Raw genomic sequence first — 23623 nt, 5'->3', positions numbered from 1 at the left:
GTCCGCGTCATGAGCATCGCTCCTCACCGCCCGCCGATGACCGTGGACCGGGACGTGGCCCACCACACCGAGCTCGATGCCCGGCTGGTGCAGGCCGTGGGGGGGCTGCGGCTGCTGGGCCTGACCAGCTGGCCGGCCGCCCTGCAGGCCCCGTTCCTGGCCAGCGTGGCGCGCGGCCAGCCGGTGCTGCCGGTGCTGGAGTACCCGAAACTCGATTTTGCCGACACCCGCCGCGAACTGGCCGCGATCAGCGCACAGTGCGACGTGGACCACCCGATCGGCCTGTACATCCGCCGCTCCGCGCACAGCTGGGACCAGGCGGCCGGCCTGCTTGAATCGCTGGGCACCGCTGCGGTGGACGGGTATTCGGTGGAATTGTTCGGGTCGCCCGAACAGCCGCTGCCTGGCAATGGGCCCAGCACCCGCGACGCGGCCCGCCACTTCATCCAGATCGCCCAGGAACTGGACCACGAGCTGCTCGCACCCGAAGAGCAGGTGCCGGTATCGGCCACGGCCTTGCAGCTGCAGCTGCAGAGCGACCTGGATGCATTCTTTGAATCACGCATCATCAGCGTACAGCTGGACCCGGAATTGATCTCCAAGGCGGCCGCCGGCCCGACCCGCATCCGCCTGCGCACCAGTGCGCGCTTCAGCGCCTACGACCGCGCGCAGCTGTTCCACCACGAAGCACTGGTGCACTCGCTCACCGCGCTCAACGGCCGGGAGCAGCCGCACCTGCCCAGCCTGGCGTTGTCCTCGCCCCGAGTGACCGCTACCCAGGAAGGGCTGGCCACGTTCGCCGAACAGATCACCGGCAGCATCGACATCGAGCGGCTCAAACGCATCAGCCTGCGCACTGAAGCCATCGCGATGGCGCGCGAAGGCGCCGATTTCATCCAGGTGTTCCGCTACTTCTGCGATGCCGGACAGAACAACGAAGAGAGTTTCGCCTCGGCCCAGCGCGTGTTCCGCGGCGTGCCTGCCACCGGCGGCGCGGCCTTCACCAAGGACACCGTGTATCTGCGCGGGCTGGTGTCGGTGCACACCTTCTTCCGCCACATGCTGGCCGAAGACCGGCTGCAGAACTGCCGTTGGCTGTTCGCGGGCAAGATGTCACTGACCGACGCGGTGGATTTTGCGCCGCTGTTCGAGGAAGGCATCCTGCGCCCACCGCGCTGGTTGCCACACTGGGTCAGCCGCGCCAACGGGCTGGCCGGCATGCTGGCGTTCTCGCTGTTCGCCAACCGCATCCGCATGGACCAATTGGCAGCAGAGTAGGTGGCAGTACCTGCCCACCGTCGGTGGGCACGCCGTTGACCGCACGCAATCCATGCGCCGCGTCGCACTTTCGATGCGCGCTCGCCCAAGCGTAAAATTCCTTTCATGTTGCGTCCCCATGATGGCCGCGCACCTGCACCACGCAGGCACTTCCATCACCCAACGGATCCCCATGCTCAACCGACCCCTGACGATCGCCGTGGCGATCGCGCTGTGCGCTGCCAATGCACATGCCGCCGACGTGGACACCTCCCTCGATGCCAGCGGCGCGCCCAGCGCCCGCACCCTGGACGCCGTGTCGGTGATCGGCCAGGGCGAAACCCGCCAGGTGCAGCGCATCACCGCCGTGGACAAGCAGATGCTGCCGCCGGGCACCAGCGCGCAGAAGATCCTTGACCGCCTGCCGGGTGTGTCGGTGCAGTCCAACGATGCCTTCGGCGCAAACGAGGAATCGCAGACCATCAGCCTGCGCGGTTTCGACAAGAGTCGCCTGGGCTACACGCTCGATGGCATTCCGCTGGGCGACAACAGCTACGGCAACTACAACGGGCTGAGTATCGCGCGTGCGCTGATCGCCGAAAACCTGGCTGGTGCCGAGCTGTCGCAGGGCATCGGCTCGCTGGGCGTGGCGTCCACCAGCAACCTTGGCGGCACCATCCAGTACTTCTCGCAGGACCCGTCCACCGAATTCGGCGGCCGTGCCAGCGTCACCGTGGGCGACGACAACCAGCGCCGTGGCTTCCTGCGCGTGGATACCGGCGACCTCAATGGCTTCTCGGCCTATGTTTCCGGCGTGCACCAGGACGCGGACATGTGGGCCGAACCGAACCAGAACCAGACCACCCGGCAGTTCAACGCCAAGGCGGTGTGGAACGTGGGTGACCACCGCTTCGGCGCGTTCGCCGCCACCTCGAGGGTGAGCCAGGCCAACTACGCGTACCTGTCCAAGAGCATGCTCGAGCGTGGCCTGGGCTGGGACTGGAACATCTACGCGCCGGACTGGGATCGCGCCCTGGCTGCCGCCTACTGCGCGCCGGCCACCTACAACGCGCAGCGCTGTGCGTTCAGCGGGGGTGTCAACAGCATCGACGACGCGTACTACCAGAGCCGCGCGCTGCGCGATGACAACCTGTATTCGCTGGATGCGGATCTGGCATTGGGCGACAGCGCCCGCCTGAAGCTGCTCGCCTACCACCACGAGAACCGTGGCCAGGGCCACTGGTGGGCACCGGGGCAGGCGTCCAATCCAGGCACCCCCCAGGCGCTGCCGATCTCCATCCGCAGCACCAACTACACCATCAACCGCCAGGGCATCACGGCTGCGCTGAGCTGGCAGCTGGGCCTGCACGAGCTTGAAGCAGGGCTGTGGTACGAGCGCAATGACCACAACGTGGAGCGCAACTTCTACTACATCACCGGGCCGTTCCTGGACGACGGTTACCTGAATTACCCGAACCGCCGCCTGTTCGACCAGGACTACGACATCCGCACCCGCCAGTTCCATGTACAGGACCGGATGCGCTTCCTGGACGATCGGCTGACCTTGGATGTGGGCATCAAGAGCCCCAATACCCGCATGACCGCCGTGTCCAGGCCGGGTACCGAGGCCAGTTATGCGTCTGGCACGCTGACCGCCAAGGAATCGGTGCTGCCGCAGGCGGGTATCGGCTTCAAGCTCAACCCGAACAACGAGCTGTTCGCCTCCTACTCGGAGAACATCGCCGCGTTCGTCGGCGGTGGCAGCGGTGGCCCGCTGCAGGTATCGCCGGAATCGTTCGCGGCCAGCGTGGATGACCTGGAACCGGAGAAGTCGCGTTCGTTCGAAGCCGGCTTCCGTACCTTCGGCGAGACGTACCAGGCCTCGATCGCGGCCTACCACGTGATGTTCGACAACCGCCTGCTGTCGCTCAATCCCTGCACCAGCATCGAAGTGGGCACCCGGCCGGAGTGCATCACCCGTTTCATCAACGTCGGCTCGGTGAAGAGCCAGGGCGCGGAGCTGACCTTCATCCTCAAGCCGGTGGATGGGCTGCAGTGGTACAACGCGGTGTCGTGGAACAAGAGCACCTACGAGGATGACTACACCTCGGGCGGCGCGGTGGTGCCGGTGGCGGGCAAGATCACCGTGGATACGCCGCAGCGGATGGCCTCCAGCGAGATCAGCTGGAACCGGGATGGCTTCTTTGCCAGCCTGCGCGCCAAGTACACCGGCAAGCGGTATTACACCTACACCAATGACCAGTCCGTTCCGGGCGTGACCACGTTCGATGCGGGTATGGGGTATTCGTTCGGGCCGGGCCTGGGCCTGCGCGACGTCAAGGTGTCGCTCAACGCCACCAACCTGACCAACAAGCGCTACGCGGGCCAGCTGAGTTCATTCGCCCCGACCGACCCGACCGGAACGCGCTACGCGATCCACGCAAGCGCGCCGAGGCAGCTGTTCATGACGGTAAGCGCGGAGTTCTGACGGTGGGTCGCCGCCCGACCAACGGTCGGGCGCTACCGTCCGGGGCGACATCCCCGGGTGACATCCCCGGGGCGACACCGATCCGGGACGCACGGTAGGTGCCGACCGTTGGTCGGCACATTGCCCGTCATCCCGGCACGCCATCAGAACATGTGCAACCCGCCGTTCACCGCGTAATCGGCGCCGGTCACGTATGCGGCATCATCCGACGCGAGCCACGCACACAGGCTGGCCACCTCTTCGGGCTTGCCCAGGCGGCGGATCGGTACCGAACCTGCCAGCCGGTCCAGTACATCCGGCGGGAAGCTGCTGATCGATTGGCTGGCGATATAGCCCGGCGAAATGGTGTTCACCGTCACTCCGCGCGTGGCCACTTCGTTGGCCAATGCCCGGCTGAAACCGTGCATCGCCGCCTTGGCCGTGGCGAAGTTGACCTGCCCGATCTGGCCCTTGTGCGCGCTGACCGAGCCGATGTTGATGATCCGGCCCCAGCCGCGTCCGGCCATGCCATCGATCACCTGCTTGGTGATGTTGAACAGCGCATGCAGGTTCGAGCCCATCACCGCGTTCCAGTCGTCCTGGGTCATCTGCCGGAACAGCACATCGCGGCTGCCGCCGGCGTTGTTGACCAGAACGTCGATCTCGCCGACTTCAGCCTTGACCTTGGTGAAGGCCGCCACGGTGGATTGCCAGTCGGCCGCATTGCCTTCCGAGGCGATGAAATCAAAGCCCAGCTCGCGCTGTTCGCGCAGCCAGCCGGCCTTGCGCGGGGAATTGGGCGCACAGCCGGCCACGACCGTGTGCCCGGTGCGGGCCAGCTTCTGGCAGATGGCAGTGCCCACGCTGCCCATGCCGCTGGTGACGTATGCGATACGAAGGGTCATCTCGGAATCTCCAGGATCAAGCGGCGAGGGGATACAGCGCGAACAGCAGGCTGCCGGCCATCAGCACCAGCGACACCATCACCGCCCACTTCAGGGTGAACTTCTGGTGGTCGGCAAATTCCACCTTGGCCAGGCCCACCAGCAGGTAGGTCGACGGCACCAGCGGGCTGAGCAGGTGCACCGGCTGGCCGGCCAGCGAGGCGCGCGCCATTTCCACCGGGGTGATGCCGTAGTTGCCGGCGGCCTCGGACAGGATCGGCAGCACGCCGAAGTAGAACGCGTCGTTGGACATGAAGAAGGTGAACGGCATCGAGGCCAGCGCGGTGATCACCGCCAGGTACGGGCCCCAGGCATCGGGAATGATGGCCAGGAAGCTGTGCGACATCGCCTCCACCATGCCGGTGTTGTTGAGGATGCCGGTGAAGATGCCCGCCGCGAAGATCAGCGATACCACCGAGAGCACGTTGCCGGCGTGGTTGACCACGCGGCGGCGCTGCTCGGCCAGGTTCGGGTAGTTGATCACCAGTGCGATGGCAAAGCCGACCATGAACAGCACCGGCATCGGCAGCACGCCCATCACCAGCGCGGTCATCAGCGCCAGGGTCAGGCCCAGGTTCACCCACAGCAGCTTCGGCCGCTTGGTGTCCTCGGCATCGTCCATGGTGGGCAGCGCGCCATCATCGGACACGCTGGCATCCATCCAGCTGCCACCCTTGGGCAGGGTCACCACGCCCAGCCGACGGCGTTCCTTCAGGCCCAGGTACCAGGCCAGCAGCAGCACCGAGATGCAGGCCAGCACCATCGCCGGGATCAGCGGAATGAACACGTCGGCCGGGTCCACATGCAGCGCCGTGGCCGCACGCGCGGTCGGCCCGCCCCACGGGGTGAGGTTCATCACGCCGCCGGCCAGGATGGTCACGCAGGTCATGTTCAACGCGCTCATGCCCAGCCGCTGGTACAGCGGCAGCATCGCCGACACGGTGATCATGTAGGTGGTCGAGCCATCGCCATCGAGCGAGATCAGCATCGCCAGCGCGGCCGTACCCAGCACGATCTTCATCGGGTCGCCCTTGACCAGACGCAGGATGATACGCACCAGCGGGTCGAACAGACCGGCATCGATCATCACCCCGAAGTACAGGATGGCGAACATCAGCATCACGCCGGTGGGCGCGATCTTCTTGATGCCATCCAGCATCATCTGGTCGATATCCGCACCGAAGCCGCCCATCAGTGCGAACACGATGGGAATGGTGATCAGCGCGACCAGGGGCGACAGTCGTTTGCTCATGATCAAGTACATGAACGTAATGACCATGCCAAAACCGAGGATGCTCAGCATCATCTGCGGGTTTCCTTGCAAGGGGAGGTTAGAAATCGAACTGCAGGCGGCCGGTGACCGCGCGGGTGTGGTCCACGGTGGCCGCGGCGAGGTAATCGCGGTTGCGGCTGTCGATCAGGTTCAACATGAAGCGCAGGTTCGGGCGCATGTACCAGTTGCCACCCAGCGTCCAGGCGTCGGTGCGCGCATCGATCAGGTCCGGTTGGCCGAACAGGTGCTGCTCACCGCGCATCTGGTCGTAGCGCAGCGCCAGCTCGAATGCACCGGCCTTATGGCGGATGTCCTTGATGCGCGCGAAGCGCCCGGTCTTGCGATCGTAGCCGCGCGACTCGCCGGTGACGAACCAGCTCAGCATCCCGTAGCCGGCCAGCACGGTGCCGCGCTGGCTGCCGTCATCGAAGGTGGCACCGCTGAACTCGCCCTGCCACGACAGCGGGCCGCGCACCTGCGCGTATTCCAGCGACCATTTGTTGACGTCGGTATCGCGCCCGGACGAGAAGTCGATCAGGGTCAGCCGGCTGTTGTCGGAAAGGTGGCCGGCCGGGCGCGGGCGGATGCGCAGCGCCGGCACCCCGTTGGCACCGGGCGTGTCGTAGCGCTCGTGCGCCAGTGACAGCCCCAGGTGCAGCACGTCGCCGGCAGTGGCGCCCGGTGCCCAGGTGACGCGGCCGCCGGCCGCACGGCCCTTCACCTGCCACGCATCGATGCTTTCCAGACTGTAGGCGCTGGCGGCCCAGGTCATGTCGTTCTTGGCCGCCTGCCACGACGCGCCCAGCCGGTACAGCGGCGCCAGCGTGGTGCCGGCGTTGCCGCGCTCCAGGAAGCTGCCGTAGTTGGAGCCGGTGCGGTCATCCAGCGAGAAGAACTGCTTGAACTGGCCCACGCTGAGCTTGCCGCCGCTGAAATCGCGGCTGACGTAGACATCCTTGGCTTCCACCTGGTCGCCGGAGAAATCGGCTTCCAGCTTGTAGTCCACCACGAAGAACCTGCCCGACATGTCCAGCCAGGCACGACGGATCTCGGTATCGTCCTTGTTCGGGGTGCCGCGCGCATCGTTGTCGAAGTCGGCGAAATCCAGGTGCAGGCGGCCGCCGAAGGTCGCGGTGAGCGGGTGGTCCGGATCGGCCTCCTCGGCGGCCCAGAGCGGGGCGATGGGCAACAACAGGACGCAGGCGGCCAGCCCGCGGCGGCGCAGGAGATCGAAGTGCATGAACCCTCCCAGGTACATGGCGGTGGGAGGGCAGGGCGTGTGGCCCCACCCGCCCGCAGGTTGTCGGTGATCGCATCGGCACCGGGGTGCGACGCGATGGCGCAGCCTAGAGCGGGGAAGCTGTCATCCACCTGTCGGCGCCTGCTGCAGCGCAGCGCAACCCACGAAACACCCCGCTCGCGCTAGGATTCCCGCACCCCCGCCTGTTTGCACCCGATGCGCATCCTGCTGGTAGAAGACAACCCGGACCTGGCCGACGCCATCGTGCGCCGCATGCGCCGCAGCGGTCACGCGGTGGATTGGCAGAACGACGGCCTGGCCGCTGCCAGCGTGCTGCGCTACCAGAGCTTCGACCTGGTGGTGCTGGATATCGGCCTGCCCAAGCTCGATGGCCTGCGCGTGCTGGCCGGCATGCGCGAGCGCGGCGATGCCACCCCGGTGCTGATGCTCACCGCGCGTGATGGCATAGAAGACCGCGTGCAGGCGCTGGACGTGGGCGCGGATGATTACCTGGGCAAGCCATTCGACTTCCGCGAATTCGAAGCACGCTGCCGCGTGCTGCTGCGGCGCACGCGTGGGCAGGCCAGTGAAGTGGTGCAGATCGGCGGGTTCCAGTTCGACAATGCCTCGCACCGGGTCAGCCTGGATGGCCAACCGATCGAGCTGCCCAACCGCGAGTACCGCCTGCTGGAAATTCTGATGGGCCGGCTGGGCCACGTGGTCGGCAAGGATGAGATCGGCAATGGCCTGTTCGGCTTCGACGACGAAGCCGGCCCGAATGCCATCGAGCTGTATGTGGGACGCCTGCGGAAAAAACTGGCCGGCGCGCCGCTGCGCATTGTCACCGTGCGTGGCAGCGGGTACCTGCTGGAAGCCATCGACGGCACGCCCGATGCCGAAGGCTGATACCGGCGCGCCCAGCTCGCTGCGGCGTACGCTCACCCTGTACCTGGGCGTGCTGCTGGCGGTGTTTGCCGTGGCGTTGCTGTTCGCCGCCCGCGATTACGGCCAGCGCGCTGCCAACCGCTCCTACGATCACCTGCTGGTGTCGTCGGCGCTGTCCATCATCGACTCGGTGGCACTGGTGGATGCGCAGTGGCAGGTCGACCTGCCGTATGCCGCGCTCGACCTGCTGTTCATGGCGCCGGATGATCGTGTGTTCTACCGCGTGTTCGATGGCCAGAACCGCACCGTGACCGGGTATGCCGATCTGCCCCTGCCGCCACGCACGCCTTCCGACGAACCGCAGTTGTTCGATGCTCAGTACAGCGGCGAAACGGTGCGCTTCGTCGTGGTCTCGCGGCGCGTCTCCTCGCCCTCGGCGCAGGCCGAAGTGCGCGTGCAGGTCGGCCAGACCCGCCGCGCGCGCGAGGCGGTGGCGCAGGACATCGTCAACCGCGCGTTGCTGGCCATCGGCGTGCTCTCACTGCTGTCGCTGGCACTGGTGGCCTTCGGCGTGCACCGCGCGTTCCGGCCGCTGGTGAAGGTGGAGCGCGAACTCTCGCGACGTGAACCGTCCGACCTGAGCCCGCTCGACGCCCGCGTGCCGCGTGAGATGGACCAGATGGTGGCGGCCTTGAACCGCTTCATGGCGCGCCTGTCCAGCAGCAATGAAACCCTGCGCGCATTCATGGCCGAGGCCGCCCACCAGATGCGCACCCCGCTGGCCGCCCTGCGCGCCCAGGCACAGCTGGCGCTGGACGACGACGACCCCGAGGACATGCGCCGCAGCCTGGCCGCCATCGACCGCAACGCCACCCACATGAGCCGCCTGCTCAACCAGCTGCTCAGCGACGCCAGCGTGATCCACCGGTCCAACCTGCAGCGCTTCGCTCCGGTAGACATGGTGGAAACCGTGCACCAGGCCCTGCATGAGGCGCTGCCCCAGGCATTGCCTGCTCCACGTGTGCAGCTGGCCGTGGGCGTGGCTTCCTCGCGTGTGCAGGGCGATGCACTGCTGCTGCGCGAAGCGATCAAGAATCTCATCGACAACGCCCTGAAGTACGGCGGCGATGGCCCGTTGCAGGTCGCACTTACCGAAGACGACACCTACAGCATGGTCACCATCGCCGACCATGGCCCCGGTATTCCGCCGGGCGATGCCGAGCGCGTGTTCGAGCGCTTCGCCCGCGGCGAAGATGCCGCACCGGGCGGGGCAGGGCTGGGCCTGGCCATCGTCAAGCGCGTGGTGGACGGCCACGGCGGCCAGATCGACCTGAGCAACCGGCCCGGCGGCGGGCTGGTGGCCACCATCCGCCTGCCGAGGCTGCACGCATGATGCGCACCGTGTTTCTGTTGTTGCTGCTGGTGGCGGGGCCCGCGTTCGCCGCCCCTGGCGATGTACGGAAGTTCCCCGCCAAGGGCACCGCCACGGCCGAGCTGCGCATCCACGGCTCCACCGATATTGAAGTGTTCGCCGCCGTCATCACCGATTACCAGCGCCTGCACCCGGGCACCGAAGTCGTCTATGAAGACGTGATCACCCAGGACATGTACGCCCAGTACCTGCGCCAGCGCCACAGCCCCACCGGTCCGGACATGTTGATCAGCAGCGGCATGGACCTGCAGGCCAAGCTGGTCAACGACGGCCACGCGCTGCCACACCGCTCGCCGCAGACCGACGCACTGCCCGCATGGGCGCAGTGGCGGCATGAAGCGTTCGGCATCAGCTACGAGCCGGTAGCGATGGTCTACAACACGCGCACCCTGCCCGCGGCCCGCGTCCCGAAAACCCGCCGCCAGCTGCTCGAACTGCTGCGCGCCCCGGACGCCCCGCTGGCCGGCAAGGTGGGCACCTACGATGTGGAACGCAGCAGCGTCGGCTACCTGCTCGCCACCCAGGACGGCCAGCGCGGCAGTATGGCCGGTGCGCTGCTCGGTGCACTGGGCGACAACCAGGTACAGCTCGAAGAGCGCACCGGCGTATTGCTGGACCGCGTCAGCAGCGGCCAGCTCTCGCTGGTCTACAACGTACTCGGCTCCTACGCGCAGGCCCGTATCGATGCAGGCGCCCCGCTGGGCATCGTTGAACCGGAGGACTACACCCTCGTAGTCCTGCGCACCGCCGTCATTCCGCGCACGGCCCAGAACGCAGCAGAAGCCCGCCGCTTCCTCGACTACCTGCTATCCCCCCGCGGCCAGCAGGTGCTGTCCCGCGAAGCGCGGCTGATGTCGATCGTCCCCACCCAACGCGGCCGCGCCCCGGGCCGCAGCTATCGCCCGATCCTGCTGGGCCCGGGCCTGCTGGTCTACCTGGATGCCCTGAAACGCCGGCAGTTCCTCGACGCGTGGAAGGGCAGCACCCAGCCGCGCTGAACCCCGGGGCAGCGGCTGCGCTACTTTGCGCGCTGGACACGCATGGCGTGTCGCTACCTGCGGGGGGCAACCCACCCCGTGACACGCACGGCGTGTCACTACCGCCGGTCGGCAAGGTACCCCATGACACGCATGGCGTGTCACTACGGCCGGCATCCCACCGCGTAGGGACACGCCATGCGTGTCCGCTCTCCCCGCCGGCCGCGCGATCCCAATGCCGCGTAGAGCCACGCCCTGCGTGGCTGCTCTTCGCGGGATCCAAAAATCCCCCCTACAATCCCCCCATGAGCGAAATCACCATCCTCGTAGCCGACGACCACCCGCTACTCCGCGCCGCCGTAGTCCACTCCCTACGCCAGGCCCTCCCAGCGGTACAGGTCATCGAGGTGGCCAGCGCCCAGGCATTGGAAGCAGCCCTCAACCAGCACCCGGAAATCGAACTGGTCCTGCTGGACCTCACCATGCCCGGCGCCCGAGGCTTTTCCTCACTCCTCCACGTACGCGGCTCCCACCCGGACATCCCGGTGGTCATCGTCTCCTCCAACGACCACCCGCGCGTCATCCGCCGCGCCCAGCAGTTCGGCGCCGCCGGCTTCATCCCCAAATCCGCCCCGGCCGAAACCATTGGGCAGGCAGTGGCAGCCGTACTCGACGGCGGTCTCTGGTTCCCGGCGATGGCAGCCGAGCGCTCCGAATCGGATGCCCTGCTCGCCGCCCGCCTGGCCCAGCTGACCCCGCAACAATTCCGCGTACTGCTGAGCCTCGCCGACGGCCTGCTCAACAAGCAGATCGCCTACGAACTGGGCCTGGCCGAAAACACCGTAAAAGTCCACGTGACGGCCATCCTCAAAAAACTCGAATGCCACAGCCGCACGCAGGCGGCGGTGCTGGTAAAGGCCCTCGAACCAGAAGGCGACGCAGGCGCAGACCTGACCTAAGCCCGGTGCGCGTGGCAACGCGGTGCAACCCAAGCCCAACCCGGTAGGGTCGCATCCCAATCGACCGCCAATACAACTGATCGGCACGGCAGGGCATGACCCAGCCAGAAGCCCTGCTCCAGTCTCAGACACGCAACACCTGCAACCCCTCAAGGACGAGACCAACCCCCATGCCACTCACCGGCGAACAGAACTTCGTAAAGTGCTCGAAAGCAGCCCTCCTGATAGGATCAGGCTACATCCTGTTCGAACTAGGAAACCTGATAGTCACGATCGACTGCACATCGAACCGCCCAACAGGCGCTCTGATGTGGCCATGGCTGATTTCGCTGCCGATCCTGTTCGTCTACTACCTCTTCGACTTCTTGAAGACGGGGCTCTTCAAGGTCAACGTAATCCGGGTGCGCATAGCGGCAGCGCTCCTGCTGACGACCGAGCTGGTAATCGCCGCCCACTTCGGAACACAGCTCTCAACGTGTCCGAACGACGATGGCGGCATGATCGTGCCCCCAGCCATGTTGCTGCTGTTCTACACAGCGTTCGCACTCTCGCTGCTGTTCGGAGACGCCTGGCTGGGTGTGATCCGCACTCTGGCACGCCGAGGCCGCAGGGCCTTCGACCTCTCACCAGCGGATGACGTCGATCCATTCGAAGCAATAAGAACCCCATCCAGCCGAAAAAGGCGCAAGCGCTCATGAACTCTGGCCGCCCGTAGACCACCGGTAGGGCCACATCCCAATCGACCGCCGACCTTGGTCGGCAGTGCGATTTCGTCATGAATCGAACGCCGACCCTGTTCGTACGTTCTGTTGTGGCATTGCCATCGACGAAGAAGCGCCTTTCGTTCAGAGGTCATGCGTTCGTCGCACGTAGCAGCGTTACGTGCAGTCGACCGGGGTCCGACCCTACCGAAAGGCGGATCCCGGTAGGGTCGCATCCCAATCGACCGCCGACCATGTCCAAACGTTCGGTAATGGCATGACCATCAACGAAGATCAGCATTTCGCGCTGGTGCATTGCGCACCGGACCAAGCCTGGTGCCGCGCCAGCAACTGCATCATCAACGCCCACAAGGCCGGCGGGCGCACCGGCTGGGACCGGAAGCCCCAGCCGTTCTCCGCTGTTCGTAGTACGTATATCTGTCGAACAGCCGCACGAACAGGACCGCCAGCGTGGATACGATGGCTCCGAGGTAAATGGCGGTCGATGCCTAAACTCCGTTCAGCTCATCGCTCTCCCCAATCAATCGTAGTGCCACGTCCTGCGTGGCCGCAACCGACCAGTTTGCCCCTGCAATGCGGGCATGGTCGAAATCACCAGCCTTGGAGCCGGCGACCAAGGACATCCCGGTGGTCCTGAAAAAGTTCTATACGACAGCCGTACCCGGGAAGCTGTACTGGTAAAAGCTCTCGAATCCGAACGCGACTGGATACTGCCCTATGCGCGCCGGATTGAAAATCAGTCCTAAAGCGACAGCACCAAAGAGCCATGATGCACCGCGTTCCTCATTCGCCGTGCGCCGATGCGCGCGCGGGCCGCGGCGCCCATGGTGGAGAAAACTGTGTAGTACTACGCCTCGACAGGGCGGCTGTCGGGTGCCTCATGCCGCACTCGGCAACTGTGACCCAGCGTTCTCACGTTTGCATGAAACCCCTGTGGTGACTGGGCATTGCGGGTGTCTGCAGCATCTCGTCACATGCAGGCGCGACGCCGAAGGTGCTGGCCAGCATCTTGTCCAGTTCGCGTGTGCAATGAGAAAGTTCTGATAACGCAACGCCTCGCTTCCGGGCGTGGTGCAACACTGGCCCCACCGTTTTACTCGAAATACATCGACATTCTTCACTGGGAATCGACATGTCCATTGCGAGTCTGCGCGCCCTTTCAGGAGGAACGAGCATGGACAAGAGTGAAATGGTCAAGAGTTTTGTCGAGGGCGATGCGATGGTGATCCTCAAGACAGACGGCACGACGGTGCAGGGACGGCTGGCGAAGATCGACCTCGTGCAGAGTCGCGTGGTCCTGAATGTCGCCGTGTACATCGGTCTCGATGGAAAGGTCGAGCAGGTGGTTCAAGAAGAGGTCGGATTCGACAGTATCGACACGATCAGCAAGCTGGTGACGGCCGTCCAGAAACCCCCGACCCTTGATGACGATCTCAGGAAATACCCGATCGGCAAGTATCTGATGATCTGGGGCAAGCATGACGGTTCCATCAATCCGACTATTCAGCAAGGCCAGTTGAAGAGCATCAACTGGGGAAATCGCACGCTTGTGCTGCACAACACCAACTACGATGAGGACCTGACGGTCAAAATGGACCAGATCAGTTTCATCGACGATACCCGGAGCGGATCGGGCGCCAAGAGTTCGGTCCAGACGCCTGACTGGCATATGCGCCCCGATGGTGCGTGGTACCGCGGTGACCGTAAATACGGGGGCGACTGAGCTCCTCTGGTTTCACATTTCAACGCATCCCGGTACCAACTGGCGACGCGGACGATATCCACGGAGACCGCTGCACTGCTGCCCGGTGTGCCTGCGAGTGCTCCTGAATCCCGGAGAATGAATGTGGACAAGCACGATATGGTGAAGGGGTTTTCCCAAGGCGATGCGGTAGTGATTATCGAGACAGGGGGCAGGTCGCTGCAGGGGTACCTGTCAAAGATCGATGTCGCCCAGGATCGCCTGGTGCTCAGGGTGGGCGCCGACATCGGCTACGACGGCAAGGTGGAGCGCGAACACCTGGTTGAGCTCAAGTTCGACGGTATCGCCGCGATCGGTCGGTTTGGCAGCAATCTCAACAGGCACCCCACCCTGGAAGACGAGCTCAAGAAGTATCCGATCGGGAAATACCTGATGATCTGGGGCACGCATGACAACTCCATCAACCTGACGATCCAGCAGGGGCAGTTGAAGAGCATCAACTGGGAAAAACGCACACTTGTGCTGTACAACACCACCTACAAGGAGGACCGCACGGTCAACTTTGATCGGATCAGCAGCATTGACGCGTCCCGCAGTGGCCCCGGGGCCGCATCGCCTGCCAGTGTTCCCGATTGGTACATGCGGCCGGACGGTGCCTGGTACCGCGGTGAGCAGGAACATTCTGACGGTGGTGACAAGTAGCTGATGCCAGGTAAACCACTGCGGCGTTGGGTGGCATTGCTCCGATGCCGCCCAACGCGCAGTGGTCTTCTGGATGGCAAGGTCCGCTACCTGGGCGGGCAGGTTGCGCGCCGGTCTACGACCGGTGCCGCACCAGCAACTGCGTCATCAACGCCCGCAAGGCCGGGGGGCGCACCGGCTTGGACAGGAAGCCCCAGCCGTTCTCAGCCGCCTGCGCCTTCAACGCATCATCGCGCTCGGCAGTGACCAGAATCACCGGCGGCCTTGCCTGCCACAGCTCGCATAGCTGCTCGTACAGATCCGGCCCCTGCCATTGGCCCATGCGCACATCCAGCAGGACCAGCTGCGGCACGTTCAATGCGGAGGCGATTTCCAGGGCGGCGTGCGGCCCATCGGCCAGCTCCACCCGGCAGCCCCAGCGTTCCAACAGTGCCCGGGTAGCCGCACACACACGCGGGTCATCATCAATGCTCCACACCCGGCACCGCCGCAGCGGGCCGTCATCGCCCGAATCCGCGGACACCGCCGGGGCAGGAGCGGGTGCGGGTATCGCCTCGGCGCTGCCCAGCGGCACGGTGACGGCAAACACGCTGCCGCTGCCCAGCGTGGAACGCAGGCTGATGCGGTGCCCCAGCAGCCGCCCGATGCGCTCCACGATCGCCAGGCCCAGCCCGGCCCCGCGCTCCTGGTCCACGCCATCATCCAGCCGCCGGAACTCCTCGAAGATCTCGCCCTGCAGGCTCTCCGGAATACCCGGGCCCTGGTCATGCACTTCGATGCGCAGCTGGTCGCCCACCCGGCGACACCCGATCAGCACCCGCCCACGCGGGGTATAGCGCAGCGCATTGGACAGGAAATTCTGCAGGATGCGACGCAGCAGCGCCTCATCGCTCACCACCACCGCACGGGTATCCACCCAATCCAGCCGCAGCCCGCGTGCCTGTGCTGCAATGCCGAACTCACGCGCCAATGTTTCCAGCAACGGCGACAGCGCAAACGCACGCACATGTGTCTGCAACGTGCCCGATTCCAGCCGCGAGATATCCAGCAGGCTGTTGAGGATGGAGTCCTGCGCCGCCAGCGCCGCATCCACATGCTCGCTCAGCTCGCGCGCATCGCCACTCAGCTTGCCGCGCAGCACCGAAACGAACATGCGCGCAGCATTGAGCGGCTGCAACAGATCATGCACCGCCGAGGCCACGAAGCGGGTCTTGTAGCGGTTGGCCCGCTCGGCTTCGCGGCGGGCCTCGTCCAGGTCACGGGTACGCTCGGCCACGCGGTGTTCCAGCGCATCGGCCAGCGAGCGCAGCTCACGCGCGGTGTTCTTGTAGGCGGTGATATCGGCGTAGCTGGTGACGAAGCCGCCATCGGGCAGCGGGTTGCCACGGATCTCCAGCACCGTGCCGTCGTCCTTCTCGCTCTCGCGCATGTGCGGGCGGCCACTGCGCAGGTGATTCAGGCGACGCTCGATGGCCTCATCGATCGGCCCCGGACCCAACAGGCCACGGCGGGCGTTGTAGCGGAACGCCTCGGCGATGGGCACGCCCACCCGGATCAGATCCGGCGGGAACCGGAACAGTTCCAGGTAGCGCGCATTCCACGCCACCAGCCGCTGCTCGCTGTCGATCACCACCACGCCCTGCGGCAGGTGCGCCAGGCTGCGGCTTAGCCCGCTGTCGGCCTGCTGGGCGGCCTGCAGCACGCCATCCTGTGCGGTGCGCAGTTCCTGCGCGTGCTGCTGCAGCACCGCTTCCAGCTCCAATCGACTGCGCTGGCGGTGCGAGGCCAGGCGCCGGCGCTGCTGGACGAACAAGGTCAGAAAGCACAGCGCCAGCCAGATGCCGCCCGCGGCCAGCGCGGTACTGCGTCCCACGGCGGCGCTGGCGCCGGCATCGTGCAGCAGGTGCAGCTTCCACTGCGGGTCATCCAGCACGTAGGTCTGCCACAGCACCGGGCGTGGCAGCGAGGGCTGCTCCAGCCGCACCATGCGGCCGCCATCGGCCAGCACATCCAGCGTGCGCGCCTGCAGCGGCTGCAGTGAGCGGTCGGCGTACTGGCGGGTGGCGAGCATCTCTTCATGCTCGGTCGGGGAGAGCGGGCGCAGCAGCCGGTAGCGCCACGCATCGCCGTTGGCCAGGAACACCACGTCATGCGCATCGCTGGCCATCACGATGTCGGTGCTCTGCAGCCATTCCTGCTCCAGCGCCCGCAGCTCGATCTTGATCGCAATGACGCCCAGCACATCACCCGCGTGGTTGAGGATCGCCTGCGACAGGAAGTAACCCGGCACCGCCGTGGTCATGCCGATGCCGTAGAAGCGCCCGGTGCCCTTGGCCATGGCCTGCTGGAAGTAGGGGCGGTAGCTGTAATCCTCGCCCACGTTGCTGGTGGGCTGGTCCCAGTTGCTGGCGGCCACGGCTACGCCGTGGCGGTCGATCAGGGTGAGGGTGGAGGCGCGGGTGACGTTGTTGGCCTGCTGCAGCTTGAGGTTGAGCCGGTGGCGTTCGGTGTCATCCAGCGGGTTGCTCACCGCCTGCAGCAGCTCCGGATCCAGCGCCAGCAGCTGGGGCAGCGTGCGGAACCGGTCGATGCGCTGCTGCAAGGTCTGCGCGTACAGGTCCAGCTGGCGGCGTACCTGCGTGCTTTCTTCTGCGAGGGCCCGCTGCTGGGCATAGCGGCCGGCGGCCAGGCCAGCCAGAAGCGTACCGCCCACCATGATCAGCAGGGTCAACAGCAGCGGCCGATAGCGGGAAGCGCGGTACATGCAGGGCGGGGCACCAGCGGGCAGGTTTCACGTGGGATTGACTGGCGACAATGATAGTTCACGTACGGACCCCGGCTGTGGAGCGGGTCTGCCGAAACGGGGGCGTTTCGAGACCGGGGCGCTGCGTCCTGGGAGGAGCATCGTGAAAAAGAAGATGACGGCGGTCGCGGTCTGTTGCCTCTCACTGATGGCTGGCCTCGCCCACGCGGGCGAATGCAAGCCAGGCGGCTCCATGATGTCGGTCGACAAGCGTGAGGCAAGCCCAACGCATCGTGGCTATGTGTGGACGCTTGGCTTGGAGGCCAGAGCGACCACGAACCTGGAGCAGCTGCGGCGGGACCTCCAGCTGGAACGCTCAAGCCTGACGGTGGGTAGAGAGCCAGCCGGCGCTGGCATGATGTACGCCGTGTCCGTCGTTGGCGACAGCACAACATCGACATGCGTGGTCTACGAGCCCTGGCGACAGGATCTGGACAGTGCCGGTCTGATCGGGGAGGTAATGCAGATGGATGGAACGCCACCCGGGATCTGTATTGATCCGGACGGACGGATTGCAGCCAGGCTTCAGGTGCACACGATTATCGGAACGGCTCCGTTCGTCAGGCTGGTCATACCGGGCCGCGACCCGTCCCGGCGAGGGCTCGACGTCGTTTTCAAGGAAAATGGTTGTCCAGACTGAGCTGAAACTGCACGACCCGGCTCGGCGGCAGAACACCATCAAACGCTCTGCAGACGTTCCCCGGAAATGCATCTGGGTGCACAGCTCATGGCGCTTGGGCCTGGCCCGCACGTCACGGCGGCGGTGGCGCTCGGCGTCGTCCAACGAATGGCTCACCGCTGAAACGGGAAGAACGGACAAAGGTCGCGACAGGGCGGACTCAGGCGCCCTGTCGCGATTCCATCAGAAGTGAACCTGCGCCCGAAGCTCGAAGATCTCCGGCTTGGTGCGCACGCCGCGGCGGCTGGCATCCGCCCACACGTAGTTCGCCTGGAACTTGAAGTGGCTGGTCAGGTACCAGTTCGCACCGACGGTCCAGTCGTGCTGGCGGCCGCCGAGCACGTCGGCGTCATCCAGGTCGATGCGGCTGTAACGGGCCAGCAGTTCGACCGCGCCGTAATCGTGCGCCGGCTTCACGTTGGCAACGGCACCTGCGCTGTACGGGCGCGATTCGCCGGTGACGATCCAGCTGCCCATCACGTACTGGCCATCGCCGGTGTAATCCGGCTTGCCATCACGGGTGACGGTGGTGCGCAGCGCTTCGGCCTGCACCGAGAACGGGCCGTGGATGTAGATGCCCTCCAGGCCGGTACGGCGGATCTGGTCGGCGGTGACCAGTGCGCCCGAATCCACCAGGCGGATGTCGGTCAGGCCGGCTTCCGGGCGCGCACGCAGGCGGGCGCTGGCGTCGAAGTGCACGTCGCGGCCGTCGCGGTAGCCGCGCGGGTTTTCCTGCGAATAGGCCAGGCCCAGGTGGATCACATCGCCCGGTGCCTTCACCGGGGTCCACACGCCGCGCACGGCCTGGGTGGTGCCGGGGTTGTCACCCTGCAGATCCTTGCCGCCATAGGCGCCCACCTGCATCAGGTAGGCCGGGCGCTCCAGCACCCATTCGGCACCGGTGCGGCGGCCGGCGTAGAAGGCCTGCACGGGCAGGGCGGTTTCCATGAAGCTGCCCGCGCGCGAGGAGGTGTTGGCATCCAGGCCGACCGGGGTCTTCATGTAGCCGAAGCGGAAGCGGCCCACGTCCTTGCCGAACACGGCCTTGCTCTCGAAGCGGAAGAACACGTCCAGCCAGGTGTCGGCCTGGAAGTCGTAGTACACCATCGCGTCGTACACGCCCTTCTTTTTCAGGGTCGCGCCGAACTCCTTGCGGCGCACCGCGTCGTCATCTTCGAAGCGGTCGCTGCCGGAGAAGTCGTTGAGGTCGTAGGCGATGTTGGCGGTGGCGGCCAGTTCTGTGCCGTCGCTGAAGGCAACCTTGGTCGGCCAGTTGTCCCAGTCCGCGGCGGACGCGGCAACGGGGGCAGACAGGGCGGTAAGAGCGATGAACAGGGGGGTCAGGCGCATGGAATATGGTCTGGCTTCAAATAAGTGGGGCAGAACAACAACGGCCGCGAGCGGGAAAACTGTTGGACCACAAGGCCCGGAACGACACGGCCACCCGCCGCCGTGGGGGCGCGGTGCCCCTGCAGTGTAGGCACTGGGCTTGGCTGAACAGGGGGGCTAGTACCAATAGGTTATCTGCGTGGCGATGCAGCGGGCGTAAAAAGACCACGCCCGATGCCGCCGCGTGCGGCCGGCATCCCCGTGACACTGCCGGAGTTTCCCATGCACGTTCCCACCGCTGCCCCGCTTGCAGCCAAGCCGTTGCCGTTCTACCGCCAGCTGTATTTCCAGGTGGTGGTGGCGATCGTGCTGGGCGCCATCCTCGGCCATTACGAGCCGGCGTTCGCTGAATCGCTCAAGCCGTTGGGGGATGGTTTCATCAAGCTGGTGAAGATGATCATCGCCCCGGTGATCTTCCTCACCATCGTCACCGGCATCGCCGGCATGACCCACCTGCGCACCGTGGGCCGGGTCTTCGCCAAGTCGATGGCCTACTTCCTGTTCTTCTCCACCCTGGCGCTGATCGTGGGCATGGTGGTGGCGCACGTGGTGCAGCCCGGCGCCGGCATGAACATCAACCCGGCCGACCTGGACCAGACCGCGGTGCACAGCTACGTGGAAAAATCCCACGAGCTCACCCTCACCGGCTTCGTCATGGACATCATTCCGTCCACGCTGGTAAGCGCGTTCGTCGATGGCAACATCCTGCAGGTGCTGTTCGTGGCGGTACTGTTCGGCATTTCGCTGGCGCTGGTGGGTGAGCGCGGCCGCCCGGTACTGACCTTCCTGGAGGCGCTGACCGCCCCGGTGTTCCGGTTGGTCCACATCCTGATGAAGGCCGCGCCGATCGGTGCGTTTGGCGCCATCGCCTTCACCATCGGCAAGTACGGGGTGGGCTCGCTGATCAACCTGGCCTGGCTGGTGGGTTCGTTCTACCTCACCGCGTTCCTGTTCGTGGCGGTCATCCTGGGCGTGGTCTGCCGCCTGTGCGGGTTCTCGGTGTTCAAGCTGGCCCGCTACCTGAAGGCCGAGCTGCTGCTGGTGCTGGGCACCTCGTCCTCGGAATCGGCGCTGCCCTCGCTGATGGAAAAGATGGAAAAGGCCGGCTGCAGCAAGTCCGTGGTGGGCCTTGTGGTCCCCACGGGCTACTCGTTCAACCTGGACGGCACCAACATCTACATGACCCTGGCTGCGCTGTTCATCGCCCAGGCCACCAACACCGAACTGACCCTGGGTCACCAGATCGCGCTGCTGCTTGTGGCGATGCTCAGCTCCAAGGGCGCCGCCGGCGTGACCGGGGCGGGCTTCATCACCCTGGCCGCCACCCTGGCGGTGGTACCGGAAGTGCCGGTGGCCGGCATGGCGCTGATCCTGGGCGTGGACCGGTTCATGAGTGAATGCCGCTCGCTGACCAACTTCATCGGTAATGCGGTGGCCACCGTGGTGGTGTCGCGCTGGGAAGGCGCGCTGGACCGCGACCGCCTGGCGCTGGCCCTGGATGGCCGCGAGGCCGAGCTGCCGCCGCTGGCCAGCGACGACCTGCCGTCGCCGCTGCCCGCCCCGGCGCGCTGAACACGCCCCTCCCCCTGATGCGTGTGCAGCAGGTCCGTGCCGTTCCCCCTTGGACGGCACGGCCTGCTTTTTTCATGGGGTTTCCGGTGATGTAAGTTGTCATCGGTGCCCGTCAGGCTGGCGTCGCATACGCCGGCGCACGGCCCGCCCGATGTGCGGTCGCAGCATGATCGCGACAGCGTAGCGACAGGTCCAACACCGCCAACGGGGGTATGATCCCCTGTTCCTCTCGCCCATTCATCTGCAGAAAGCGATGTCCAACGAAGATTTCAAACAGGCCGCCCTCGACTATCACCGCATGTCGCCGCCGGGCAAGATCAAGGTCACGGCGACCAAGCCGATGCTGACCCAGCGCGACCTGTCGTTGGCCTATTCGCCGGGCGTGGCCCATGCCTGCGAGGCCATCATGGCCGACCCGCAGCAGGCCAGTGAGCTCACCGCCCGCGGCAACCTGGTGGCCGTGATCTCCAACGGCACCGCCGTGCTGGGGCTGGGCAACATCGGCCCCCTGGCCGGCAAGCCGGTGATGGAAGGCAAGGGTGTGCTGTTCCAGAAGTTCGCAGGTATCGATGTGTTCGACATCGAAATCAACGAAAACGATCCGGACAAGCTGGTCGAGATCATTGCTTCGCTGGAACCGACTTTTGGCGGCATCAACCTGGAAGACATCAAGGCGCCGGAGTGCTTCATCGTGGAGCGCAAGCTGCGCGAGCGGATGAACATCCCGGTGTTCCATGACGACCAGCATGGCACGGCGATCATCGTCGGCGCCGCGGTGCTCAACGCCATGGTGGTCACCGGCAAGAAGATCGAAGAGGTGAAGCTGGCCACCACCGGCATGGGCGCTGCCGGCATTTCGTGCGTGAACATGCTGGTCTCGCTGGGTCTGAAACCGGAAAACATCCTGGCCTTCGACCGTGAAGGCGTGATCCACACCGGCCGCAGCGACCTGGACCCGGAAAAGAAGCGCTATGCCCGCGATACGGACAAGCGCACGCTGGCCGAGATCGTCGAGGGCGCCGATATCTTCCTGGGCCTGTCGGCCCCGGGCATCCTCACCGCGGACATGGTCAAGACCATGGCCAAGGACCCGGTGATCTTCGCGCTGGCCAACCCCACCCCGGAAATCATGCCGGAAGTGGCGCGCGCGGTACGCCCGGATGCGCTGATCGGCACCGGCCGTTCGGACTACCCGAACCAGATCAACAACGTGCTGTGCTTCCCGTACCTGTTCCGTGGTGCGCTGGACGTGGGCGCCACCGCGATCAACGAAGAAATGAAGATCGCCTGCGTGCACGCGATCGCCGCGATGGCACGCCGCGAAGCCAGCGACCTCGGCTCGGCCTATGGCGATGACACCCCGAGCTTCGGCCGCGATTACCTGATTCCGCGCCCGTTCGACCGCCGCCTGCTGGTGGAGCTGTCGGCCGCCGTGGCCCAGGCCGCGATGGATTCGGGCGTGGCCACGCGCCCGGTGGCCGACATGGGCGCCTACCGCGAGAAGCTGGCCCAGTTCGTCTACCGCACCAGCCTGATGATGAAGCCGGTGTACGACCGTGCGCGCGCCGACAAGCAGCGCGTGGTGTACGCCGAAGGCGAAGAAGAAGTGGTGCTGCGCGCGGTGCAGAACGTGGTCGATGAGGGCCTGGCCTTCCCGATCCTGATCGGCCGCCCGGACGTGATCGAATCGCGCATCGAGCGCATGGGCCTGCGCATGAAGGTCGGCGTTGATTTCGATGTCACCAACATCAACGACGATCCGCGCTTCAACGAGTACTGGCAGTACTACCACAACCTCACCGGCCGTCGCGGCGTGACGGTGGCGGCGGCCAAGAACCTGATGCGCTCGCGCCCGACCCTGATTGCGGCGGTGATGGTGGCACGCGGTGAAGCCGATGCGCTGCTTACCGGCGTGGTAGGCCGCTTCCACAAGAAGCTGGGCTACGTGCGCAGCGTGCTGCCGCTGGAATCGAAGGTCACCTCGACCTCGGCCATGACCGGTGTGATCAACCAGCAGGGCGTGTTCTTCTTCGTGGACACCCACGTGCAGGAAGACCCCACCGCCGAGCAGATCTGCGAAGCCACGCTGCAGGCGGCGTATCGCATGAAGCTGTTCGGGATCGAACCGAAGGTGGCGCTGCTGTCGCACTCCAACTTCGGCAGCCACGATTCCAAGGACGCGCTGAAGATGCGCACCGTGCGCGAGCTGCTGCTCAAGCGCAACCCGCGTTTGAACGTTGATGGTGAGATGCAGGGCGACACCGCGTGGGACGAAGCGCTGCGCCAGAAGCTGCTGCCCGACAGCACGCTGAAGGGCCGCGCCAACCTGTTCGTGCTGCCCAACCTGGAAGCGGCCAACATCGCCTACAACCTGGTGCGGGTGTTCACCGACGGCGTGGCGATCGGCCCGATCCTGATGGGCGTGGCCAAGCCGGCGCACATTCTGACCACCAGCGCGACCTCGCGCCGCGTGCTCAACATGACCGCCATTGCCGCGGTGGATGCGCAGATCCGGAAGCAGCTGGAAGTGGAAAAGAACGCCTAAGGCGTTCTTGCCCACTTCCGCTGCCCACGCATTCCACCTCTACCCCCGCCTTCGGCGCGCCCCTTCAACAGAAGG

The 23623-nt window shown here is 65.6% G+C and carries 18 protein-coding genes; 13 read left to right on the top strand and 5 right to left on the bottom strand.

What is annotated here, in order from left to right:
* Nucleotides 1-9 precede the first annotated feature (9 nt).
* Nucleotides 10-1278 carry a flavohemoglobin expression-modulating QEGLA motif protein gene (locus ACGFZ3_RS06560; protein WP_392918100.1) on the top strand — a complete coding sequence of 423 codons (1269 nt, stop codon included), beginning with the start codon at nucleotides 10-12 and terminating at the stop codon, nucleotides 1276-1278.
* Nucleotides 1279-1450: 172 nt separating this feature from the next.
* Nucleotides 1451-3745: a TonB-dependent receptor gene (locus ACGFZ3_RS06555; protein WP_392918097.1), complete on the top strand. Its 2295-nt coding sequence runs from the start codon at nucleotides 1451-1453 to the stop codon at nucleotides 3743-3745.
* 143 nt (nucleotides 3746-3888) lie between these two features.
* On the opposite strand, the gene phbB is transcribed toward ACGFZ3_RS06555, so the two are convergent.
* The 3 genes from phbB to ACGFZ3_RS06540 are packed head-to-tail and all read right to left on the bottom strand — an operon-like array spanning nucleotide 3889 to nucleotide 7181.
* On the bottom strand, nucleotides 3889-4629 hold the full coding sequence (gene phbB / locus ACGFZ3_RS06550; RefSeq protein ID WP_068853963.1) for an acetoacetyl-CoA reductase: 741 nt from the start codon (nucleotides 4627-4629) through the stop codon (nucleotides 3889-3891).
* 16 nt (nucleotides 4630-4645) lie between these two features.
* Nucleotides 4646-5971, bottom strand: coding sequence for a CitMHS family transporter (locus tag ACGFZ3_RS06545; RefSeq protein WP_392918884.1), 1326 nt, complete (start codon nucleotides 5969-5971; stop codon nucleotides 4646-4648).
* A gap of 28 nt (nucleotides 5972-5999) precedes the next feature.
* Complete coding sequence (locus ACGFZ3_RS06540) at nucleotides 6000-7181, bottom strand: OprO/OprP family phosphate-selective porin (RefSeq protein WP_392918093.1); 1182 nt, start codon at nucleotides 7179-7181, stop codon at nucleotides 6000-6002.
* A gap of 216 nt (nucleotides 7182-7397) precedes the next feature.
* Here ACGFZ3_RS06540 and ACGFZ3_RS06535 point away from each other — a divergent pair, with 216 nt between their 5' ends.
* From ACGFZ3_RS06535 to ACGFZ3_RS06500, 8 genes are all read left to right on the top strand, one after another.
* Complete coding sequence (locus ACGFZ3_RS06535) at nucleotides 7398-8087, top strand: response regulator (RefSeq protein ID WP_392918091.1); 690 nt, start codon at nucleotides 7398-7400, stop codon at nucleotides 8085-8087.
* Nucleotides 8074-9459, top strand: coding sequence for a sensor histidine kinase N-terminal domain-containing protein (locus tag ACGFZ3_RS06530; RefSeq protein ID WP_392918088.1), 1386 nt, complete (start codon nucleotides 8074-8076; stop codon nucleotides 9457-9459). The genes ACGFZ3_RS06535 and ACGFZ3_RS06530 overlap by 14 nt, the downstream gene beginning before the upstream one ends.
* Nucleotides 9456-10496, top strand: a complete 1041-nt coding sequence (locus ACGFZ3_RS06525) for an ABC transporter substrate-binding protein (protein WP_392918086.1) — start codon at nucleotides 9456-9458, stop codon at nucleotides 10494-10496. Before ACGFZ3_RS06530 ends, ACGFZ3_RS06525 begins: the two co-directional genes overlap by 4 nt.
* A 284-nt stretch (nucleotides 10497-10780) precedes the next feature.
* Nucleotides 10781-11434, top strand: coding sequence for a response regulator transcription factor (locus ACGFZ3_RS06520; RefSeq protein ID WP_282246411.1), 654 nt, complete (start codon nucleotides 10781-10783; stop codon nucleotides 11432-11434).
* 170 nt (nucleotides 11435-11604) lie between these two features.
* Nucleotides 11605-12132, top strand: coding sequence for a hypothetical protein (locus ACGFZ3_RS06515; RefSeq protein WP_392918083.1), 528 nt, complete (start codon nucleotides 11605-11607; stop codon nucleotides 12130-12132).
* A gap of 605 nt (nucleotides 12133-12737) precedes the next feature.
* Nucleotides 12738-12902, top strand: a complete 165-nt coding sequence (locus ACGFZ3_RS06510; protein WP_392918080.1) for a hypothetical protein — start codon at nucleotides 12738-12740, stop codon at nucleotides 12900-12902.
* A gap of 428 nt (nucleotides 12903-13330) precedes the next feature.
* Nucleotides 13331-13879, top strand: coding sequence for a hypothetical protein (locus ACGFZ3_RS06505; protein WP_392918078.1), 549 nt, complete (start codon nucleotides 13331-13333; stop codon nucleotides 13877-13879).
* Between the two features lie 117 nt (nucleotides 13880-13996).
* Nucleotides 13997-14560, top strand: coding sequence for a hypothetical protein (locus ACGFZ3_RS06500; protein WP_392918075.1), 564 nt, complete (start codon nucleotides 13997-13999; stop codon nucleotides 14558-14560).
* 115 nt (nucleotides 14561-14675) lie between these two features.
* On the opposite strand, the gene ACGFZ3_RS06495 is transcribed toward ACGFZ3_RS06500, so the two are convergent.
* Nucleotides 14676-17324, bottom strand: coding sequence for a PAS-domain containing protein (locus tag ACGFZ3_RS06495; protein WP_392918072.1), 2649 nt, complete (start codon nucleotides 17322-17324; stop codon nucleotides 14676-14678).
* A 142-nt stretch (nucleotides 17325-17466) separates the two neighbouring features.
* Between ACGFZ3_RS06495 and ACGFZ3_RS06490 the strand changes: the two genes are divergently transcribed.
* Complete coding sequence (locus ACGFZ3_RS06490; protein ID WP_392918069.1) at nucleotides 17467-18003, top strand: hypothetical protein; 537 nt, start codon at nucleotides 17467-17469, stop codon at nucleotides 18001-18003.
* 222 nt (nucleotides 18004-18225) lie between these two features.
* On the opposite strand, the gene ACGFZ3_RS06485 is transcribed toward ACGFZ3_RS06490, so the two are convergent.
* Entirely contained in the window at nucleotides 18226-19392 is a 1167-nt protein-coding gene (locus ACGFZ3_RS06485; protein ID WP_392918067.1) for an OprO/OprP family phosphate-selective porin, read from the bottom strand.
* A 261-nt stretch (nucleotides 19393-19653) separates the two neighbouring features.
* Here ACGFZ3_RS06485 and ACGFZ3_RS06480 point away from each other — a divergent pair, with 261 nt between their 5' ends.
* A complete protein-coding gene (locus tag ACGFZ3_RS06480; protein ID WP_392918064.1) occupies nucleotides 19654-21003 on the top strand; it encodes a dicarboxylate/amino acid:cation symporter in 1350 nt (449 codons plus the stop codon).
* A gap of 253 nt (nucleotides 21004-21256) precedes the next feature.
* Nucleotides 21257-23548: an NADP-dependent malic enzyme gene (locus tag ACGFZ3_RS06475; protein WP_392918062.1), complete on the top strand. Its 2292-nt coding sequence runs from the start codon at nucleotides 21257-21259 to the stop codon at nucleotides 23546-23548.
* Nucleotides 23549-23623: the final 75 nt, after the last annotated feature.

This window comes from Stenotrophomonas sp. NPDC047960 (assembly GCF_043204395.1).
Classification (GTDB): Bacteria; Pseudomonadota; Gammaproteobacteria; order Xanthomonadales; family Xanthomonadaceae; genus Stenotrophomonas.
Note: the sequence above shows the minus strand (reverse complement) of the source record. Positions and strands in the feature narration are given on the sequence as shown.

Coding starts and splice junctions, on each gene's coding strand:
- ACGFZ3_RS06485 (WP_392918067.1), bottom strand. CDS start 19,392: ATGCGCCTGACCCCCCTGTTCATCGCTCTTACCGCCCTGTCTGCCCCC.
- ACGFZ3_RS06480 (WP_392918064.1), top strand. CDS start 19,654: ATGCACGTTCCCACCGCTGCCCCGCTTGCAGCCAAGCCGTTGCCGTTC.
- ACGFZ3_RS06535 (WP_392918091.1), top strand. CDS start 7,398: ATGCGCATCCTGCTGGTAGAAGACAACCCGGACCTGGCCGACGCCATC.
- ACGFZ3_RS06520 (WP_282246411.1), top strand. CDS start 10,781: ATGAGCGAAATCACCATCCTCGTAGCCGACGACCACCCGCTACTCCGC.
- ACGFZ3_RS06475 (WP_392918062.1), top strand. CDS start 21,257: ATGTCCAACGAAGATTTCAAACAGGCCGCCCTCGACTATCACCGCATG.
- ACGFZ3_RS06515 (WP_392918083.1), top strand. CDS start 11,605: ATGCCACTCACCGGCGAACAGAACTTCGTAAAGTGCTCGAAAGCAGCC.
- ACGFZ3_RS06525 (WP_392918086.1), top strand. CDS start 9,456: ATGATGCGCACCGTGTTTCTGTTGTTGCTGCTGGTGGCGGGGCCCGCG.
- ACGFZ3_RS06540 (WP_392918093.1), bottom strand. CDS start 7,181: ATGCACTTCGATCTCCTGCGCCGCCGCGGGCTGGCCGCCTGCGTCCTG.
- ACGFZ3_RS06545 (WP_392918884.1), bottom strand. CDS start 5,971: ATGCTGAGCATCCTCGGTTTTGGCATGGTCATTACGTTCATGTACTTG.
- ACGFZ3_RS06500 (WP_392918075.1), top strand. CDS start 13,997: ATGAATGTGGACAAGCACGATATGGTGAAGGGGTTTTCCCAAGGCGAT.
- ACGFZ3_RS06505 (WP_392918078.1), top strand. CDS start 13,331: ATGGACAAGAGTGAAATGGTCAAGAGTTTTGTCGAGGGCGATGCGATG.
- ACGFZ3_RS06560 (WP_392918100.1), top strand. CDS start 10: ATGAGCATCGCTCCTCACCGCCCGCCGATGACCGTGGACCGGGACGTG.
- ACGFZ3_RS06495 (WP_392918072.1), bottom strand. CDS start 17,324: ATGTACCGCGCTTCCCGCTATCGGCCGCTGCTGTTGACCCTGCTGATC.
- phbB (WP_068853963.1), bottom strand. CDS start 4,629: ATGACCCTTCGTATCGCATACGTCACCAGCGGCATGGGCAGCGTGGGC.
- ACGFZ3_RS06530 (WP_392918088.1), top strand. CDS start 8,074: ATGCCGAAGGCTGATACCGGCGCGCCCAGCTCGCTGCGGCGTACGCTC.
- ACGFZ3_RS06555 (WP_392918097.1), top strand. CDS start 1,451: ATGCTCAACCGACCCCTGACGATCGCCGTGGCGATCGCGCTGTGCGCT.
- ACGFZ3_RS06510 (WP_392918080.1), top strand. CDS start 12,738: ATGGTCGAAATCACCAGCCTTGGAGCCGGCGACCAAGGACATCCCGGT.